Raw genomic sequence first — 17,772 nt, 5'->3', positions numbered from 1 at the left:
AAGGAGAACGAGAACGCATGCGCAACGAGCCGACACGCCTGCCGCTGGAGGGCGTCCGGGTGCTCGAACTCGGCAACTACATCGCCGGGCCGACGGCCGGGCGGCTGCTCGCCGACTTCGGCGCGGAGGTGATCAAGGTGGAGCGGCCCGGGCGGGGCGACGAACTGCGGAACTGGCGCCTCTACGCCGGCGACGTGTCGATGCTCTTCCGCACCGTGAACCGCAACAAGAAGTCGATCGTGCTGGACCTGAAGACCCCCCTGGGCCGCTCCACCGTGCTCGACCTGGCCCGCCACTGCGACGTCGTCATCGAGAACTTCCGCCCCGGCACGCTGGAGAAGTGGGGGCTGGGCCCCGACGTGCTGGAAGAGGCCAGCCCCGGCATCGTGCTCGCCCGCATCTCCGCGTTCGGGCAGACGGGCCCGCTCGCCGGCCGGCCCGGGTTCGCGGCCGTCGCCGAGGCCATGGGCGGCCTGCGCCATCTGGTCGGCGAGGAAGACCGGCCGCCGTCGCGCGTGGGCGTGTCCATCGGCGACTCCATCGCCGGCCTGTACGCGGCGTTCGGGGTCATGGTCGCCCTGTTCGAGCGGGCGTTGAAGAAGCCCTCGGCCGAGCGCGTGGTCGACGTCGCGCTGCACGAGGCGGTCTTCTCCATGATGGAGTCGCTGGTGCCCGACCACCTGGCCTACGGCGTCGACCGGCGGCGTGTCGGCGGCCGGATGGAGGGCATCGCCCCCTCCAACGCCTACGAGTGCGGCGACGGCGCCAGCGTCGTCATCGCGGGCAACGGCGACTCGATCTTCCAGCGCTACATGGCCGCCATCGGCCGGCCCGACCTCGCCGCCGACCCCGGCCTGGGCTCCAACGCCCAGCGCTGGGAGCGGCGCGACGAACTCGACCGGGCCATCGGCGACTGGACCGCCACCCTCACCCGCGACGAGGTCCTGGCACGGCTGGAGGAGGCGGGCGTCCCGGCGGGGCCGATCTACACCGCCGCCGACATCGCCGCCGACGACCAGTACCGCGCGCGGAACATGATCCAGCACCTGCCGGTCGACACCGGCACGGGCGAACCGGCCGAGGTGGGCTTCCCCGGCATCGTGCCGCTGATGGGCCCGGCCTCGCTGCCGATCCGCTCGCTGGGCCCCGACCTCGGGGAGCACACACGCGACGTCCTGGCCACCGTCCTGGGCCGGAGCGACGCGGAGATCGACGAGATCACCGGGCACACGGAGGCGCGCGCATGACCACCACCCCCACGGCGTTCACCCCGCAGGCGACCCTGCGCGACGTCACCCTGCGCGACGGGCTCCAGCTCACCGGCAAGCCGCTGGCGACCGACCGCAAGGTCGCGGTGGTGCGCGAGCTGCTGGAGCTGGGCGTCCCCGCGATCGAGATCGGCTCGCTGGCGCGGCCCGACCTCGTCCCCTCCATGGCGAACACGCTGGAGGTGATCGAGCGGCTGGACCCCGATGAGCTGGCCCGCTGCTGGGTCTGGGTGGCCACCCCCCGCCACGTCGAGAAGGCCGCCCAGGCCGGTGCGGTCAACTTCCAGTACTGCCTGTCGGCGTCCGACGCCCACAACCGGGCCAACATCGGGCGCCCCACCGAGGCCAGCCTCGACGCCATGCCCGCCGCCGTCGAGCACGCCCGCTCGGTCCAGGGCCGCATCCAGCTGTGCATCGCGACCTCCTTCACCTGCCCCTTCGAGGGCGCGGTCCCCGAGGAGCGCGTCCTGGCCATCGCCGCCGACGAGCGGACCCGCGGCGCCGCCGACATCGTCGTCTGCGACACCCTCGGCCAGGCCGTCCCCGCGCAGGTGAGCAGCCTGATCGCGCAGGTCGCCGAGCGCACGCCGCCCCGGCGCATCGTCTACCACGGGCACGACACGTGGGGCCTGGGCGTGGCGAACTCCCTGGCGGCGGTGGCCGCCGGGGCCGCCGAGGTCGACGGCTCGCTGGGCGGGCTCGGCGGCTGCCCGTTCGCGCCCGGCGCCAGCGGCAACGCCGCCACCGAGGACCTGCTGTTCGCGCTGCGGCCCGGCTGGCTCACGCCCGACGCCTTCGCCGCGATCGTCCGGCTGACCGACGGCCTCCTCGCCGACCTCGGCGAGCCCAACCGCTCGCGCGCGGTGCAGGGCGCCCACTCCAGCGCCACCGCGTTCCCGTGGGCGCTGGCGTCCGGCGCCCCGGGGGCCGAGGGGTGAGGCCCCGCCCGGCCTCGGGCCGGGTGCCGCCCGCCCGGCGCCCGGTGGACCCGTGCGCCGGGCGGCCGACGGGTGCCCGCCGGGGGTCAGGCGGGGTAGCGGCCGCCCAGCGCCCGGGTGATCCGCTCGGCGTGCTCCACCAGCACGTCGACCCACTCGAAGCACTTCTCACGGGGCATCCGCAGAGTGGGCCCCTGGACGGTCAGCGCGCCGACGAGGTCGGCCGCGGAGTCGAACACGGGCGCCGACAGCCCGGAGGCGCCGTCGACGCGCTCGCCGACGGTGATGGCGTATCCTTCGACCAGCGTCTGCTTGATCAGCTCGCGCAATTCATCCCGGTCGGTCACGGTGCTCTCGGTCAGCTGCGGCAGCTCGTGGCCGAGTGCCTGATCGGCCAGGCCGGGGTTCCACGCCAGGATCACCCGGCCCGACGATCCGACGGTCACCGGCGCGATCCTGCCCACCGCCATCTCCCGCCGCAGCGCGTGGCGGGTCTCCGCGACCGCGATGCACACCCGGTACTCCTCCTCGGCGCGGAAGAAGCACGCGGTCTCGCCGGTCAGATCGCGCAGGTCCTTCAGAACGGGGTTGACCACGGCCAGCACATCGAGGTCCTTGGTCCCGGCCGCCGCCCAGTACGCCATGCGCGCACCGATCCGGATCCGGTCGTCGGCGCGGTCCAGGAACCCGTGGGCCACCAGGTTGGTCACCAGCCGCTGCACCGTCGAGGTGGGCAGCCCGGTCTCCTGCTGGATCTCGCGCAGCGTCAGCGACGGGCGGTGCAGGGTGAAGGCGTTGAGGATCTCGGTGATCTTCCCGAGCACGAGCAGGGGTGCCTGCCCGGAAGCGCCCTTCTCCTTGGCGGGACCGCGCCCGCTCGCGTCGCGGTTGCTCATACGGTTGAAGATACGACAGGAGCGCGGCCGATCGCCCGCGGCGAAGGCGCTCCCGACCCTACGGAAAGAGGACGGCGTTGACTGAGAACGCCCCGGACACAGGTGCGACACCCCCGACGGTGACGGCGGCCGACGTGGCCATGGCCGCGGCCCGGTTCACCGGCGTGATCCCGCCCACCCCGTTGCAGCGCAACGAGCGGCTGTCGGTGCGCCACGACCTCGACGTGCGGGTCAAGCGCGAGGACCTCAACACCGTCCGCTCTTACAAGGGGCGCGGCGCGCTGAACTTCGTGCAGTCGCTCGGCCGCGATGAGCGGGAGCGGGGCGTGGTCTGCGCGAGCGCGGGCAACCACGGCCAGGGCGTGGCCTTCGCCTGCGCCTCGCTGGGCATCCAGGCGCGCGTGTACCTGCCCCGGACCACGCCGCGGCAGAAGCGCGACCGCGTGGCCCGGCTCGGCGGGGCCAGCGTGCAGACCGTCGTGACCGGCGAGACCTACGACGACGCCGCGGCCGCCGCGCGCGACGACGCCGAAGCCCTCGGCATGACGCTGCTCCCGGCCTTCGACGACCCGCGCACCATCGCCGGGCAGGGCACCGTCGTCAAGGAGGTCATCGAGCAGCTGGGGCGCGCCCCCGACGCCGTGGTGGTCCCGGTGGGCGGCGGCGGGCTGCTCGCCGGCACCCTCACCTGGCTGCGCGAGACCCACCCGGGGGTGCGGGTCATCGGGGCGGAGCCGCTGGGCGCGGCCAGCATGGCCGCCGCCCTTGCCGCCGGGCACCCCGTGGAGCTGGAGCACATCGACCCCTTCGTCGACGGCGCCGCCGTGCGCAAGGTCGGCGGCCACACCCACGCCATCGCCGCGGCGGGGGAGCACCCGGCCATGGTCGCGGTGGCCGAGGGCCGCATCTGCGTCGAGATGCTCGACCTGTACCAGTCCGACGGCATCATCAGCGAGCCCGCCGGCGCACTGGCGGCCGCGGCGCTCGGCCCCGACCTGGGGCTGCCCGCGGGCGCGACGGTCGTGTGCATCCTCTCGGGCGGCAACAACGACGTCAGCCGGTACGCCGAGATCGTGGAGCGCGCGCTCATCCACGAGGGCCGCAAGCACTACTTCCTCGTCGACTTCCCCCAGGAGCCGGGCGCGCTGCGCCGGTTCCTCGACGACATCCTGGGCCCCGACGACGACATCACCCTGTTCGAGTACGTCAAGCGCAACAACCGTGAGAGGGGCCCCGCCCTGGTGGGGGTGGAGCTCGGCGCACCCGAGAACCTCCAGCCCATGCTCAAGCGCATGGACGCCGCCCCGCACCGGGTGGAGCGCATCTCCCCGGACAGCCCGCTGTTCACCTTCCTGGGGGCCGGCCAGGCACTCTAGCCGACGATGGCGTGCTCCTCCGGGTAGTCGTACTGGCGGACCCGGCTGCGCAGCGCCAGCGCGGTGGCCAGGGTGATGGGGCCGACCCGGCCGATGAACATGAGCAGGATCAGCACGATCTGGCCGGCGGCCGGGATGTCCGCGGTGATCCCCGTGGACATCCCGACCGTGGCGAAGGCGGAGATCACCTCGAACAGCACCTGGTCGAGGGTGAACGGGGTGATGGTGATCAGGTAGAGCGTCGAGAGCACGACCAGGCCGAGCGCGAGCAGCGCAACGGTCACCGCCTGCTGCTGCACCCGCACCCCGATCTTGCGGCCGCCGACGTGCACCGACATCTCGCCGCGGATGTTGGCGAGGATCACGAACGCCAGCAGGGCGAACGTCGTGACCTTGATGCCGCCCGCGGTGCCGGCGCTGCCGCCGCCGATGAACATCAGCATGTCGTTGACGAACAGGGTCTGGGTGTTGAACGCCGCGACGTCGAGGCTGTTGAAGCCCGCGGTGCGCGGCATGACCGAGTGGAAGAACCCGACGAGGAGCTTGTCGCCGTCGCTCATGGGCCCCAGGGTGTCGGGGTTGTTCCACTCCAGTGCGGAGACCAGGACCGTGCCGGCCACGAGGAGCACGGCCGTCGTCCATACTGTGATGCGGGTGTGCAGGGACCAGCGCCGGTGCTGGGGCCGGCGATGCCGCCAGATCTCGACCCAGACGGGGAACCCGAGCCCGCCGGCGGTCACGGCGAACGCGATGGGGAGGGCGATCCACGGGTCGGTGGCGAAGCCCATGAGCGAGTCGGAGTAGAGGGCGAAGCCGGCGTTGTTGAACGCCGAGACCGCGTGGAAGACGCCGTGGTAGACCGCGCGCCCCACCGGGTAGCCGTAGCCGGCCCAGAAGCGCAGTGTCAGCACGATCGCCGTCGCCGATTCGAACAGCAGGCTGAACCCGATGATCCCCAGGGCGAGCCGGCGCACGTCGCCAAGGGCGAGCGCCTTGGTCTCGCCGCCGGTGGTGACCTGGAGCCGCAGGTTGAGGCTGCGTCGCACGGTCAGGATGAGCACCGAGGCCAGCGTCATGATGCCGACCCCGCCGACCTGGATCAGGATGAGGATGACCCATTGCCCCCACAGGGACCAGTGGGTGGGCGTGTCGACGACGATGAGCCCGGTCACGCAGACCGCCGAGACCGCGGTGAACAGCGCCTCGATGGGCGCGGTCTCCACCCGCGCCACCGACGCGCCCGGCAGGATCAGCGCGACCGTTCCGGCCGCCACGACCAGGGCGAACGCCGCGACCGTGAGCTGCGGCGGCCGCGCCCACCGGTAGAACACCGACCGGGGGGCCGGGAAGCGCCTCCGCCGGCCGGTGGCCCCGCGCTCCTCATCGGGTCCGCCCCATCCTGCCGTGCCCATCGGCCCCCGTCCCAGAGGTAGCGATCATCGTCCCAGGTCACACTAGGACTCTCCGACCCCGCTGGGATAGCAGGACGCCGTAAGGGTTCCGTATGGGTCCGGGCGGATCCGGCGGGGAGCGCGGGCGGCCGCTCAGGGGTGGGCGGTCAGGTAGCCGCCCATCGTGCGGAAGTACTCGGTGGCGGCGAGGTCGGCGCCGTCCTCGGTGCGGACGCGTTCGACGACCAGCCCGCGGTGGCGGCCGTCGCGGGCGCCCGCGCCCGCGACGATGACGATCCCCTCGCCCTCGCGGATGAAGATCCGCCCGGGGGTGCCGCCGTAGCGGGCCTGCGACACCGACGCCCGGGTCACCCGCAGCCGCCGCCCGCGGTGGAAGGTGTAGGCGCTGGGGTAGGGGTCGGACTGGGCGCGGATGAGCCGGTCGATGTCCTCGGCCGGCCACGTCCAGTCGATCCGGCCGTCCTCGACCGACCGCTTGTGGAAGAAGGACGCCTTCGAGCGGTCCTGCGGGGTCCAGTCGGTGCGCCCCGATGCGATCAGGGCCAGGGACTCCGACACCACCGGCTCGATGAGGTCGACGGTGGCGTGGAAGAGGTCGGTGGCGGTGTCGCGGGGTCCGACGGCGACCGCGCGCTGCGTCACGATCGGCCCCGCGTCGAGCTCCTCGTCCATCATGTGGGCGGTCACGCCCACCTGCTCCTCGCCGTTGATCAGCGCCCAGATGATCGGGGAGAAGCCGGCGTAGGCGGGCAGCAGGGAGTCGTGCACGTTGAGCGTGCCCTTGGCGGGCAGGCCGAAGATCGACGGCGGGATCCAGGTGCGCCAGTTGTTGGCGACGATCAGGTCGGGGTCGGCCTCCTTGAGGCGGGTGAGCAGGCCGGGGTCGTCGTCGAGCCGGTTGGCCAGCAGCACGTCGACGCCGTTGTCGGCGGCGAGGCCGGCCACCGAGTCCGACCAGATCCGCTCGTAGGCGTGGTCGGACTCGGGGTGGGTGACGACGAGGACCACCTCGTGTTCGGAGTCCAGGAGCGCGCGCAGGGTCCGGTGGCCCCACGTCTGGTACCCGAACATGACGATCCGCATGAAATGCCCTCCTCGGCTCACGACAGCGGCGTTAAGTAAAGCAAGGCTTGCCTAATCACACAAGGGGCGGTGTGGGTGCGGTGTCCCCGCCCGCGGGCGCCTCGCCCTGGGCGGCGAGGATCCCGGTCAGCAGCTCGGACCAGGCGGCGACCGTCGGCCGCTCCGCGAGCTCGCCGAAGGGCGCCTCCACGCCGAGGGCCTGCCAGCGCACCGACAGCGACATCATCGACATCGAGTTCAGGCCCAGCTCGAACAGGCTCGCGTCGGGATCGACCTCGCCGGGCTCCACTCCCAGCACCTCCGCGATCGTGGCGCGCAGCCCGGCCACACTGACCGCCTCCGCCGCCTCGGCCGCCTGCGCCGCGTCCACTGCCGGGTCCTGACCGCTCATCTGCTGCTCCTTGTGCCGGGTGGGGGTGAGTGCCGTGTCGATCACGGCGGGAAGGTGGTCGTTGAGGTAGAAGTGCCCGCCGGGCAGCACGATCGGGGTGAACGCCCCGGTCGTGGCCCAGCCCCACGCGTCGATGAGGCGGGCGGGCATGGACGGGTCGGCGTCGCCGGTCACCCCGACGACGTCGACTCCGAGCGGCGCGGTCCCGGGCCGGTAGCGCTCGATGAGCCGGAAGTCGTTGCGGATCACCGGCATGAGCAGGGCCGCCAGCTGCGGGTCGGCCAGCGCGTCCAGGCCGCCGCCGCCCAGCACCTTGAGCGCCGCGCGGACGCCCGCGTCGTCGCGCAGGTGAACGGGGTCGGCGGGTGGCGCCTGCGCCGCCGGGCCCGGGCGGCCGGAGACGACGAGGCGGTCGGCCAGCCCCGGCCGCCGCCGCTCCAGCGCGAGGGTGAACTCGTGGGCGACCGAGGCGCCCATGCTGTGCCCGAACACCGTGACGGGCGGGTGCAGCGCCGGGCCGATGGCCGCAACGGCGGCGCCGGCGAGCGCGGCCATGTCGTCGATGAGGGGCGCGCCCACCCGGTCCTCGCGGCCGGGGTACTGCACGGCCCACACCTCGACGCCCTCGGGCACCAGGGCCGCCCACCCCCGGTACGCGCTCGCGGCTCCGCCCGCGTGCGGGAAGCACAGCAGGGTGCGGGCGGGGGCGGCGGCGTGGCCGTCCTGCGTGCCGCTGTGCGGCGCCGCGAACCGCCGCACCCACGGCGCCGGGACCCGTGCCCCGCTCATGTGGCCAGCTCCGATGCGACCTCGTCGTCGGACAGGGCCAGCACCTGCTGGTACAGCTCCGCGACCCGGGCCAGGCGCCCCGGCCCGGCCTCGGCGGACAGCAGCGCCGCGGCCATGCCCGCGACGGTCCGGCCCGCGAACAGCGCCATGAGCGGCAGGTCCGGGCTCTCCAGCGCGTCGCGGAGCCCGGCAAGGACCCGGGTCGCGCTCACCGAGTCGCCGCCGAGCACGAAGAAGTCGTCGAACGCGCCGACGGGGCCGGTACCCAGTGCCTCCGCCCACTCCTGGGCGATGGTCGCCTCCAGCGCCGAACGGGGCGCGGCGAAGGAGCCGTCGGCGGTGCCCTGCGGCGCCGGCGCCCCCGATTCGAGCGCGGCCCGGTCGACCTTCCCGTTGGCGGTCAGGGGGAGGGCGCCGAGCGCGGTGACGGTGGCGGGCACCAGGTGCTCGGGCAGGGCGGCGCGGGCCGCGGCGCGCACCGCTTCGGGGTCGGCGGTCCCGGTCACGTAGGCGGCGAGCGCCCGGTGGCCGGGACGCCCTTCATGGGGCACCCCCACGACGACGGCGGCCTCCACCCCCGGCTGCGCGCCGAGGACGGCCTCGACCTCGCCGGGCTCGATGCGCATCCCCCGCACCTTCACCTGGGCGTCGGCCCGGCCGGCGAACTCGATGGACCCGTCGGGCAGGACCCGGCCGAGGTCGCCGGTGCGGTAGAGGCGCGTGCCGCCGCGCACCACGAACGACGCCGCGGTGCGCTCGGGGTCGCCCCAGTAGCCGCGCGCCACACCGGGGCCGGAGCAGTACAGCTCCCCGACGACGCCGTCGGGCCGGTCCCCGCCGCGCTCGTCGAGCACGTGGTAGGCGGTGTTGGCGATCGGCCTGCCGTAGGGGATCGACGCGCGCTCCAGGTCCTCGGGGCGCACGCGGTGCCAGATGTTCCACAGCGTGGTCTCGGTGGGGCCGCCGACGCTCACCGCCTCGGCGCCCGGGGCGCGTTCGCGGAGCGTGGCGACCAGGCGCGGCGGGACCCAGTCGCCGCCGAGGAAGGCCGTGCGCAGGCTCCGCGGCGCGGCGCCCGACTCCATCAGCATCTCCATCATGGCGGGCACCGAGTTCCACAGGGTGACCCCGTGGGCGTCGATCAGCTCGGCCCAGTGGGCGGCGTCGCGCCTGCGCGAGGCGTCGGGGACCACCACGGTCCCGCCCGCCCCGAGCACGCCGAACAGGTCGAACGCCGACATGTCGTGGTGCAGGGCGGTCACCGCCAGGCAGGTGTCGGCGGGGCCGATCCCGAACTCCTCGCGGGTGGCGTGCAGCGCGTTGACCATGCCCCGGTGCTCCACCATCACCCCCTTGGGGCGGCCGGTGGAGCCGGAGGTGAACAGCACGTAGGCGAGGTCGCCGGGCGAGCCCCGGTGGCCGGGTGCCGCGTCGCCGTCGGGGGCGTCCGCGGTCTCGGCCTGCGCGGTGAGCCGGGCGAAGGCGGCGGCGTCGATCACCTGCTCCGCGCCCGCCTGTTCGACGAGTGCCCGGATCCGCGCCTCGGGGGCGTCGGCGTCGACGGGCAGGTAGGGCGCGCCGGCCAGGAGCACCCCGTAGGCGGCCACGACCTGCTCCCACCCCTTGTCCAGCACGACCGCGACGGGGGTATCGGCCCGCGCCCCGCCGGCGCGCAGCCCCCGCGCCAGCCCGGCGGCGCGGCGGTGCAGCTCGTCGTAGGTCAGCTCCTCGGTGGGGGTGACGACGGCGGTCGCATCCGGGTTCGCCGCGGCGTGGCGCAGGAAGCCGTCCTGGACGAGCTCGCCGGGGATCTCCCGCGCGGGGCCGTGGACGCCGCCGCGCGCGTGGTCGCCGGGCGGGACGAGGTCGAAGCCCGTGGCCGACCACCCCTCGGCGCCGGCGAGGCGGCCCAGGACCGTGCCGAACGCGGTGAAGAGCCGGTCGGCCAGGGCGGGCGGCAGGAGCCCGGCCACGGCGTCGAAGTTGTACACCAGGCCCGCCGGGGCCTCCTCGATCTGCACGTCCAGGTACACCTGCGGGGTCTGGGAGATCGCGAACACCCGCGGCAGCACGTCGCCCAGCAGGGGCCGCTCCCCGGCGGTGAACCCGATCGTGCTGGTGAGCACCACCGGCATGAGCGCCCCGCTGGTGCCGCCCGAGGCACGCACGAGTTCGCGCAGGACCCGCACGCCCGAGTACTCCTGGTGGGCGAGGTCGTCCCAGAACGTGCGCTGGAGGCGCCGGGCCCGGTCGGTGAACGTGGCCGCGGGGTCGCGGAGGTCCACCTCCAGCAGGGAGAACGAGGCGAACTCGCCGAGCAGCTGATTTGCCTGCGGGTGCAGGGGGAACCGGTTCATCCGCGGGACGTTGAGGGTGAAGTGCGCCGACTCGCTCCACACCGCCAGCACCTCGGCGAACGCCGCCAGGCACACCGAGGTCGGGGTGAGGCCGGCCGCCGCCGCGCGTGCCTTGACCTGCGCCCATTCGGGGGCGGGCAGGGTGGCGATGCGGCTCGACCACCGGGGGTGGCGCACCGTGGCCGGGTCGGCGGCGAGCGGCAGGCGCGGGGCCGGGGGCAGCCCCGGCAGCCGCCCCCGCCAGTACTCCTCGGCGCGGCGGTAGCGGCCGGTGCCCTCCATGGCGGCCTCGGCCAGCACGTAGTCGCGGTAGCCGATCTCCAGCGGGGGCAGGACGAGCCCGGGGTCGGCGTAGAACCGGGTGAGGTCGGCGATGAGCAGCTGCCAGCTCAAGTAGTCCAGGATCAGCGCGTCGAAGCTGACGTGGACCCGGCAGCGCCGGTCGCCGAGCCGGCTCACCACCACGGCGAACAGCGGCCACACGCCGGCCGGCCGCACCTCGTGGGACAGCCGGTCGCGCACCTCGCGCAGGGCGGGGGCGGGGTCGGCGCCGCGCAGGTCGAGGATCTCAGGCGTGAACTCGCCCGGGTCGGAGAGCACCTGCTGGCGGCCCTCGTCGGGCAGCACCACCGCGCGCAGCACGTCGTGGCGCTCGATGACACGGCGCCAGGCCAGGGTGAAGCGCTCGACGTCGAGCTCGCCCTCGTACTCGTAGTAGGCGTGCGTCGACACGTTGCCCAGCTCGAAGACGCCGGTGCGGCCGAGCAGGTAGGCCTGCTGCTGGTCGGTCAGCGGGAACGGCTCGAACCGGCCGGCGGGGTCGGCGACCGCCCGGGGGTAGGGCGACGCGGGTCGGCGGGGCGCCATCAGGTCCTCCTATTTCTCCAGGGCGGCGTTCGCCGTGGGGTGGGGCGTTGCGGGGCGGCGGGGCGCCATCAGGTCTGCTCCGTCACGGGGCGGTCCCGGTCGTCGCGACCGCGGGGCCGGCGGCGGCCAGGCGCCGGGCCAGCTCCGCGGGGGTGGGGTGGGTGAACAGGTCGGCGATGGGCAGGCGGACCCCGGTCTCCTGCTCGATGCGGTCGCGCAACCGCACCAGCATCAGGGAGTGGCCGCCGCCCGCGAAGAAGTCGTCGTCGGCGCCCACAGCGGGCCGGTCCAGCGCGGCGGCGTGCAGCCGGCAGGCGAGCGCCTCCAGCGGGGTCGCGGGCTCGCGGGACCCCTCCGAAGCGCCGGATCCCTCGGGGGCGGGCAGCGCGCGCCGGTCGAGCTTGCCGTGCGCCGTCAGCGGGAGGGCCTCCAGCTCCACGAACGCGCCCGGCACCATGTAGGCGGGCAGCTCCGCCAGGAGGGCGGCGCGCACCGCGTCCAGGTCGAGCGGGCCGTCGGGAACCAGGTAGCCGACGATCCGCCGGTCGCCGGGGGTGTCCTCGCGGACGTCGGCCGCCGCGCCCGCGACCCCCGGCAGCCGCGACAGCGCTGCGGTGACCTCGCCCAGCTCGATGCGGAAGCCCCGCACCTTGACCTGGTCGTCGGCGCGCCCCACATAGTCCACCTCGCCGCCCGGCATGTGCCGGACGAGGTCGCCGGTGCGGTACATGCGGGTGCCGGGCGGGCCGTAGGGGTCGGCGATGAAGCGTTCGGCGGTGAGGGCGTGGCGGTCGAGGTAGCCGCGGGCCAGGCCGTCGCCGGCGAGGTAGAGCTCGCCCACCACGCCCGGCGGCACCGGGCGCAGCCCCTGGTCCAGCACGTAGGCGCGGGTGCGGGCCGTCGGCCGCCCCACGAGCGGGCGCTCGCTCGCCCCCACGCGCGCGGCCAGCGCGTCCACGGTCGCCTCGGTGGGGCCGTACAGGTTGTAGCCCTCCGTTGCGGGCAGCGCCCGCACCTGCCGCCACAGTGTCGGCGGCACCGCCTCGCCGCCGACACCGAGCACGAGCAGCGGGCACGCGCCGTCCCGGAACAGCCCGGCGGCGGCCAGCTGCGCCGCGTGCGATGGGGTCACCTCGATGAAGCCGATCCGCTCCCGCTCGATCAGCCCCACCAGCGCCTCGGGGTCGCGCTGCACCTCCTGCGGGAGCACGTGCAGCTCGTGGCCGTCGAACATCCACAGCTGCGGCTGCCACGACGCGTCGAACGCGAACGACCAGCCGTGCGCCACCCGCAGCCGCCGCCCGCCCGCACGCGCCACCGCCGGCCGGTACAGCGTCTCGCGGTGGGAGGCGAACAGGTTGACCACGCTGCGGTGCTCGACCACCACCCCCTTAGGCGTGCCCGTGGAGCCCGACGTGTAGATGACGTAGGCCGGGTGGCGGCCGGTCAGGCCGGTGGCCGGCGCGGTCGGCGGGTGGCCGCCGGTGCCGGTCCGGTCCAGCAGCAGCACCGGCGCGTCCCCGCCCGGCTCCAGGCCCGACACCGTCACCACCAGCACCGGGGCGGCGTCGGCGACGAGCAGGGCGCGGCGCTCCGCGGGGTACTCCGGGTCGATGGGCACATAGGCGGCGCCCGACTTCAGCACGGCCAGGATCGCCACCACGGTCTCGGCGCCGCGCGGCAGCAGCAGCGCGACGCGCCGCTCCGGGCCGGCGCCGCGGGCGCGCAGCTCGTGGGCGAGCCGGTTGGCGCGCGCGTCGAGTCCGGCGAAGGTGTGGCGCTCGTCGCCGCACACCAGGGCCACGGCGTCGGGCGTGCGCGCGGCCTGGGCGGCGAACAGCTCCGGCAGGGTGGCCGCGCCGGGGGCCGCGGCGGCCGGGCCGTTCCACACCGCCTCCAGCGACCGCTCCTCGTCGGGGGTGAGCAGGTCCAGCGCCCCGATCGGCCGGGCGGGGTCGGCGACGACGGCGCGCAGCACGGCGGTGAAGCGCCGGGCCATGCCCTCTGCCGTGGCGGCGTCGAACAGGTCGGCGCGGTAGCGCAGCACGCCGTCGAGGCCGTCAGCGCCCTCCACCCCCATGAGGTCCAGCGACAGGTCGAACTTGGCTTCGCCGGTGGAGGCGTCCTCGGGGGCGACGCCCAGGTCGCCCAGGCGCAGCGCGTCGGCCGGCAGCGTCTGGTAGGCCAGCATCACCTGGAACAGCGGGTGCCGCGCCAGAGAGCGCGCCGGGTTGAGCTCCTCCACCAGCCGCTCGAAGGGGATGTCCTGGTGGGCGTAGGCTGCCAGGTCGAAGTCGCGCACCCGGCGCAGCAGGTCGCGGAACGCGGGGTCGCCGGAGGTGTCGGTGCGCAGCACCAGCGTGTTGACGAAGAAGCCGACCAGGCCGTCGAGCGCGTCGTCGGTGCGGCCCGAGACCGGCGAGCCGATCGGGACATCGGTGCCCGCGCCCAGCCGGGTCAGCAGCGCGGCGAACGCCGCCTGGACCACCATGAACAGGCTCGCGTCATGCGCGGCCGCCAGCTCGCGCAGCGCGCGGTGCAGGTCGCCGGGGATGCGCAGGCCCACCTCCCCGGCCACCCGGCCCGCCACAGCGGGGCGCGGCCGGTCGGTGGGCAGCGGCAGCTCCTCGGGCAGCCCGGCAAGGGCATCGGACCAGAACCCGGCCTGCTCGGCGAGCACCCCGCCGTGGCCCTCGGCGAGCAGCTCGCGCTGCCACAGCGTGTAGTCGGCGTAGTGGAGGGGCAGGTCCGGCCACCGGGGGGCCGCAGCCCCGGCCAGCCGGGCCCGGTAGGCGGCGTCCAGGTCGCGCAGGAGCGGCAGCACCGAGGCGCCGTCGGCGCTGATGTGGTGCACGAGCAGCAGCAGGACGTGCTCGTCGGCGCCCACCCGGAACAGGGTGGCGCGCAGCGGAGGCTCCTCCGCCAGCCGGAAGCAGTGGCGCGCGGCGGCCTCCAGAGCAGTGCGCAGCCCCTCCTCCCCGGCCGCCTCCACGACGGGCAGCGGGGGCGGGGCGGGCGGCAGGACCTCCTGGCGGGGGGTGCCGTTGTCGTCGGGGTAGACGGTGCGCAGGCTCTCGTGGCGCGCGGCCACGTCGGCCAGCGCCGCCCGCAGCGCCCCGGGGTCGAGCGCGCCGGTGAGCCGGACCGCGAAGGGGATGTTGTAGGCCGGGTTGGGGCCGTCCATCCGGTACAGGAACCACATCCGCTGCTGGGCGAAGGACAGCGGCAGCACGTCGGGACGCTCGGCCCGGCGCAGCGGCACCGGCGTGCGCGCGCCGTCCACGCGGGCCGCCAGCTCCGCCACCGTCGGCGCCTCGAACACCGCGCGCAGCGGCAGGTCGGCGCCGAGGACGGCGCGGATGCGCCCGGTCAGCCGCGGGACGAGCAGCGAGTGCCCGCCCAGGCCGAAGAAGTCGTCGTCGATGCCGACGGAGGGCACCGCGAGGACCTCGGCGAACAGGCCGCACAGCAGCTCCTCGCGCGGGTCGCGCGGCCGGCGCCCCTCCGCGCGGGCCCCGATGTCGGGGGCGGGCAGGGCGGCGCGGTCCAGCTTCCCGCTGGGCAGCACCGGGATCTCGTCCAGGACCACGAATGCCGACGGCACGAACGCGGCGGGCAGCTCGTCGGCGAGCGCCCGGCGCAGCTCGGCCGGGTCCACGGCATGCCCTTCGGCGGCGACGACGTAGGCCGCGAGCGAGCGCCGGCCGGGCCGGTCCTCGCGCACCGCGACCACGGCCGCCGCCACCTCGGGCCGGCGCAGCAGCGCCGCGGAGATCTCGCCCGGCTCCACCCGGAACCCGCGGATCTTCACCTGGTCGTCGGAGCGGCCGATGAACTCCAGCGCCCCCTCGGCGTTCCACCGCACGAGGTCGCCGGTGCGGTACATGCGGGTGCCGGGCGGGCCGTAGGGGTCGGCGATGAAGCGTTCGGCGGTGAGGGCGTGGCGGTCGAGGTAGCCGCGGGCCAGGCCGTCGCCGGCGAGGTACAGCTCGCCCACCACGCCCACGGGAACGGGGGACAGGCCCGCGTCGAGCACGTAGGCGCGCGTGCCCGGGTCCGGCGGGCCGATCGGCACCGGCGCGGCCATCCCCGCCCGGCAGGCGCCGAGGGTGGAGTTCACGCTGACCTCGGTGGGGCCGTAGGCGTTGAACATGCGCCGGCCCGGTGCGTAGCGGTCGACCAGGGCCGGGGTGACCTCCTCGGTGCCGGCCAGCAGACCGATGCCCTCGGGCAGCCGGGCGTCCTCGGGCAGCGCCGCCAGGAGGGCGGGCGGCAGGATGGCGTGGGTGACGCGCTGGTCGCGCAAGTGATCGGTGAGCGCCCGGCCCGCGACGCGCAGGTGGGCCGGCACCACCACCAGCGTCCCGCCCGTGCACATCACCTGCACCAGCTCCCACCAGGCGACGTCGAAGCCGGGCGAGGCGAACTGGGCGACCCGGCTGCGGGAGTCGACCTTCAGGCGCTCGGTGTGGGTGCCGATCAGCTTGCCGATGCCCGCGTGCGGGACCACCACCCCCTTGGGGCGGCCGGTGGAGCCGGACGTGTAGATGACGTAGGCCGGGTGCTCGGGCCGCAGGCCGGCGGGGCGGGGCGCATGGTCGCCCAGCGGGCCGTCCAGGACCACCACCGGCACCTCCGGGGCCAGCGGGCCGATCCGGGCGGCCAGCTCCGTGGTCGCCAGGGTGCAGGCGGGCCGGGCGTCGGCGAGCATGAACGCGAGCCGGTCGTCGGGGTGGTCGGGGTCCAGCGCCAGGTAGGCGCCGCCCGCCTTGAGCACGCCCAGCAGGGCGACGATCAGGTCCACGCCACGGGGGACGGCCACGGCGACCACGCTCTCGGGACCCACACCGCGCGCTTGGAGGGCGGCGGCGACGCGGTCGGTGCGCGCGTCCAGCTCGGCGTAGGTGAGCGCGTCGTCCTCGCAGACCACCGCCTCGGCGCCGGGGGCCGCGGCGACGCGGCGGGCGAACTCGGCGGGCAGGGTCGTGCGGGGGTAGGTGCCGGTGGCGTTCCAGGCGTGCAGCACCGTGCGGGCGTCCTCGCCGCCCAGGAGCCCGAGCCGGCCCACCGGGCGGGCGGGGTCGGCGGCGATCTCGGTGAGCAGGTGCGCGGTGGCGTCGGCGAGCCGGCGCACATGGTCGCGGCCGAGCAGGTCGGGGCGGAAGTCCAGGCGCAGGGTGAGGCATTCGCCGGGGACCGCGCTCAGCGTGAGCGGATAGTGGGTGGCGTCGCGGCCGGCCAGCGGGGTCAGCCGCAGGCCGGGGGCGGGGGCCAGCGCCGTGTCCGGGTCGAAGGGGTAGTTCTCGAAGACGGCGAGGGTATCGAACAGCTCGCCGCCGCCGGCCGCCCGCTGGATGGCGGCCAGGCCCAGGTGGCGGTGGCCCAGCAGGTCGGCCTGCTCATCGCGCAGGCGGGCGAGCGCGCCGGCGACCGGCTCGCGCGGGTCCACCCGGACCCGGACCGGGACGGTGGTGATGAGCAGGCCCACCATGGAGTCCGCACCGGGCAGGTCGGCGGGGCGCTCCGACACCGTCGTGCCGAACACGACGTCGTCCCGGCCCAGCACCCGGGCCAGCAGCAGGCCCCAGGCGAACTGCACCACCGTGTTCACGGTGACGCCCTGGGCGCGGGCGAACCGCTCCAGCGCCCCGGCCGCCTCGGGCGCGAGGTCCACGGCGACCCGTTCCGGGACGGCCGCGGCGCGCGCGGCGTCGCCGGGCACCACCACCGTCGGCTCCGCCAGGCCGGACAGGGCCTTGCCCCACGCGGCCTCGGCGGCGCCCCGGTCCTGGCGGGCCAGCCACGCCAGGTAGTCCCGGTAGGGGGCGGGGGCGGGGGCGGGCAGGGGCGCGGGGCCGCCGTCGGCGGCGTAGAGGGCGAACAACTCCGTGACCAGCAGCGGCAGCGACCAGCCGTCGAGCAGGATGTGGTGGTGGGTGACCACCAGCCGGTGCCGCTCGGGCGCGGTGCGCAGCACGGCGAACCGCACCAGCCCGGGCTGCGCCAGGTCGAACCGGTGGCCGCGCTCGGCGTCGGCGATCTCCTCGGCCCGCCGCAGCGGGTCGGGATCCGCGGAAAGGTCCTCGTGTCGCCACGGCGGCTCGACCGAGGAGGGGATCAGCGACACCGCCTCCCCGTTGCGCCGCCTGCGGAAACAGGCCCGCAGCGCCGGATGGCGCTCCAGCAGCGCCCGGCAGGCCGTCCGCAACCGCCCGGCATCGAGCGGCCCGTCCACCTCCAGCACCTGCTGCACGGTATACACATCCGGCCCGTCCCCCGCGGCCTCGGCCTGGAACAACAGGCCTTCGGCCAGCGGGGACAGCGGCAGAATGTCGTCCAGTCCGGACCGGCTCACGGGCAACTCCACAGGGTCGTCGGCGTAGGGGAGAGGGAAC

9 protein-coding genes are annotated in these 17,772 nt (G+C 75.2%); 3 read left to right on the top strand and 6 right to left on the bottom strand.

Translation table 11 applies throughout. From position 1 onward, the window contains the following. The first annotated feature begins 17 nt into the window (after window positions 1–17). Window positions 18–1,247, top strand: a complete 1,230-nt coding sequence (locus tag ACFOVU_RS23565) for a CaiB/BaiF CoA transferase family protein (protein ID WP_378537075.1) — start codon at window positions 18–20, stop codon at window positions 1,245–1,247. Next, on the top strand, window positions 1,244–2,206 hold the full coding sequence (locus ACFOVU_RS23560; protein ID WP_378537073.1) for a hydroxymethylglutaryl-CoA lyase: 963 nt from the start codon (window positions 1,244–1,246) through the stop codon (window positions 2,204–2,206). The genes ACFOVU_RS23565 and ACFOVU_RS23560 overlap by 4 nt, the downstream gene beginning before the upstream one ends. Window positions 2,207–2,292: 86 nt before the next feature. Here ACFOVU_RS23560 and ACFOVU_RS23555 read toward each other — a convergent pair whose 3' ends face one another. After that, window positions 2,293–3,102: an IclR family transcriptional regulator gene (locus ACFOVU_RS23555; RefSeq protein ID WP_378537071.1), complete on the bottom strand. Its 810-nt coding sequence runs from the start codon at window positions 3,100–3,102 to the stop codon at window positions 2,293–2,295. 77 nt (window positions 3,103–3,179) lie between these two features. Here ACFOVU_RS23555 and ilvA point away from each other — a divergent pair, with 77 nt between their 5' ends. Next, window positions 3,180–4,478, top strand: coding sequence for a threonine ammonia-lyase IlvA (ilvA, locus tag ACFOVU_RS23550; protein ID WP_378537069.1), 1,299 nt, complete (start codon window positions 3,180–3,182; stop codon window positions 4,476–4,478). On the opposite strand, the gene ACFOVU_RS23545 is transcribed toward ilvA, so the two are convergent. From ACFOVU_RS23545 to ACFOVU_RS23525, 5 genes are all read right to left on the bottom strand, one after another. Next, window positions 4,475–5,890, bottom strand: coding sequence for a TrkH family potassium uptake protein (locus ACFOVU_RS23545; protein ID WP_378537067.1), 1,416 nt, complete (start codon window positions 5,888–5,890; stop codon window positions 4,475–4,477). The two genes, ilvA and ACFOVU_RS23545, sit on opposite strands and share 4 nt — an antisense overlap. Before the next feature lie 132 nt (window positions 5,891–6,022). Continuing rightward, window positions 6,023–6,973 (bottom strand): methionyl-tRNA formyltransferase, encoded by a 951-nt coding sequence (locus ACFOVU_RS23540; RefSeq protein ID WP_378537065.1) that lies wholly within the window; start codon window positions 6,971–6,973, stop codon window positions 6,023–6,025. Window positions 6,974–7,028: 55 nt separating this feature from the next. After that, window positions 7,029–8,153, bottom strand: coding sequence for a thioesterase domain-containing protein (locus ACFOVU_RS23535; RefSeq protein WP_378537063.1), 1,125 nt, complete (start codon window positions 8,151–8,153; stop codon window positions 7,029–7,031). Continuing rightward, window positions 8,150–11,377, bottom strand: coding sequence for a non-ribosomal peptide synthetase (locus tag ACFOVU_RS23530; RefSeq protein WP_378537061.1), 3,228 nt, complete (start codon window positions 11,375–11,377; stop codon window positions 8,150–8,152). Before ACFOVU_RS23530 ends, ACFOVU_RS23535 begins: the two co-directional genes overlap by 4 nt. 82 nt (window positions 11,378–11,459) lie before the next feature. After that, window positions 11,460–17,732, bottom strand: coding sequence for an amino acid adenylation domain-containing protein (locus ACFOVU_RS23525; RefSeq protein WP_378537059.1), 6,273 nt, complete (start codon window positions 17,730–17,732; stop codon window positions 11,460–11,462). Window positions 17,733–17,772 lie beyond the last annotated feature (40 nt).

This window comes from Nocardiopsis sediminis, from assembly GCF_042650565.1.
Classification (GTDB): Bacteria; Actinomycetota; Actinomycetes; order Streptosporangiales; family Streptosporangiaceae; genus Nocardiopsis_B; species Nocardiopsis_B sediminis.
Note: the sequence above shows the minus strand (reverse complement) of the source record. Positions and strands in the feature narration are given on the sequence as shown.

Excerpts from the sequence above, each read along its gene's own strand:
- ACFOVU_RS23565 (WP_378537075.1), top strand. The coding sequence starts at position 18 with ATGCGCAACGAGCCGACACGCCTGCCGCTGGAGGGCGTCCGGGTGCTC.
- ACFOVU_RS23560 (WP_378537073.1), top strand. The coding sequence starts at position 1,244 with ATGACCACCACCCCCACGGCGTTCACCCCGCAGGCGACCCTGCGCGAC.
- ACFOVU_RS23555 (WP_378537071.1), bottom strand. The coding sequence starts at position 3,102 with ATGAGCAACCGCGACGCGAGCGGGCGCGGTCCCGCCAAGGAGAAGGGC.
- ACFOVU_RS23545 (WP_378537067.1), bottom strand. The coding sequence starts at position 5,890 with ATGGGCACGGCAGGATGGGGCGGACCCGATGAGGAGCGCGGGGCCACC.
- ACFOVU_RS23540 (WP_378537065.1), bottom strand. The coding sequence starts at position 6,973 with ATGCGGATCGTCATGTTCGGGTACCAGACGTGGGGCCACCGGACCCTG.
- ACFOVU_RS23535 (WP_378537063.1), bottom strand. The coding sequence starts at position 8,153 with ATGAGCGGGGCACGGGTCCCGGCGCCGTGGGTGCGGCGGTTCGCGGCG.
- ACFOVU_RS23530 (WP_378537061.1), bottom strand. The coding sequence starts at position 11,377 with ATGGCGCCCCGCCGACCCGCGTCGCCCTACCCCCGGGCGGTCGCCGAC.